This is a genomic window from Phyllobacterium sp. P5_D12 (assembly GCF_054049495.1).
The window spans coordinates 1-1,512 of the sequence record NZ_JBFUMG010000811.1 but is presented as its reverse complement, the minus strand read 5'-3'; the positions used below and the strand labels follow the sequence as shown (position 1 = coordinate 1,512).

Annotated in this window: 2 protein-coding genes; one reads left to right on the top strand and one right to left on the bottom strand. The window is 51.9% G+C overall.

Features of this window, described 5'->3' with window-relative positions; all coding sequences use genetic code 11:
- A partial coding sequence (locus tag ACXJ5O_RS26655) for a ribonuclease activity regulator RraA (RefSeq protein ID WP_457302536.1) occupies positions 1 to 614 on the top strand: 614 nt, incomplete at its 5' end.
- Between the two features lie 693 nt (positions 615 to 1,307).
- Here the strand turns inward: ACXJ5O_RS26655 and ACXJ5O_RS26650 are convergent.
- Positions 1,308 to 1,512 (bottom strand): hypothetical protein (locus tag ACXJ5O_RS26650; protein WP_457302535.1); only part of this gene is annotated, 205 nt, incomplete at its 5' end.

Genomic DNA, 1,512 nt, shown 5'->3' with positions numbered 1-1,512 from the left:
ACGTAAGACCCCTTGGAAAATTGGAGTACAACATGGTGGGCGAGGCATTTACGCTTCGCTATATACCTGCTCGTGAAGATCTCAACCAGCTGTCTGTTTTCCGCGACCCCGCGCATCCCCAGCGCAAGGCCATCGAGGAATGCCCGCCGGGCGCCGTGCTTGTTATCGACAGCCGCAAAGATGCGCGAGCCGCATCGGCTGGCTCGATACTAATCACTCGCCTCATGCAACGAGGTGTCGAGGGTATAGTAACTGATGGCGGATTTCGTGATTCTCCGGAAATAGCCAACCTTGCCTTTTCGGCATATCATAATCGTCCCTCAGCACCGACGAATCTCACACTCCATCAAGCGCTCGATATCAATGTTCCCATTGGCTGTGGAGATGTCRCAGTCTGGCCCGGCGATATCGTGGTCGGAGATAGTGAGGGTGTTGTGATTATCCCCGCACATCTAGCCACCGAGGTCGCTGAGGAGACGGTGGAGATGACAGCGTACGAGGATTTCGTTCTGGAACTCGTCCAGTCCGGTAAATCCATCATCGGCCTTTACCCGCCGACAGACCCCAAYAATTTGACTGTCTTCGGAGAGTGGCGCAACGCCAACAAAAGATAAGTCTTGTCCAATTTCCTGTCGACGGTCCCAAACGAGTAAAGATGCTAAAGATCGCACCAGTAGCGGGAGGGGATCCGAAGAGGCCGGTCCCAGACGAGACATTATGCGACTTTCGAAGCACAGATCGAGAACCACGGAAGTATATTGCAACCGAGGACCACCCCAGATCGATGGCGACCACCTTCATTTGAAAATGCGGACGGAAAGATTTTTTAGAATGCCTCGAGCGTAGCAATTTCTATCGAAATTGTGATGTTGCACCGCATTTGATCGAATGGATTAATGCCGCGTTTGGCGGGACGATTTTATAACCGTCTGATGAAACCCGCGATAACAGTACCTTCATTTCCTGAACTCAGTTTGCGCCGCAACGAAAGGATTGGCTTTGGCCCTTACCTGGTGCTGGAGACCCTACCCTGGCTATTGCTGGCAACGGTAATGCGTCTCTATTCACTAACGTTGCCCGACGGTCTTTCGCTGCTTGGTTTCTTTGTAGCGCACGTTCCCGTGTTCATCGCATTTCTGCTCGCAAGCCAGAAGATGGTAAGGTTGACTGGAGGATCAACCGCGCTTGAGCGGCTTTCGTTTCATCGTCAGCTGTCATTGAGCTGGGCAGTGCTTTGGCGGCTTTCGCTCCTATTCTTTTGCACCGTCATTTTGACCGTTTTGCTTGGAATGAACAAATACTCGGCGTCAAAGTTCTGGCTTGGCTTTGATGGTATCGTGTTTGTATGGGGTCGGGGTTTTTTGCCTTTTTGGAGTGCCCTGATTGCCGCCATCGTATTCATAATGGTCGTTGAAAAGGGGCTTGATCGAAAGCCGACCTTCCTTGCGGTTCTTCGCCAGTTTGGGGCAAGATGGAAGCAACTGACGAAGGCTGTCGCAGTTATTGGTTTGG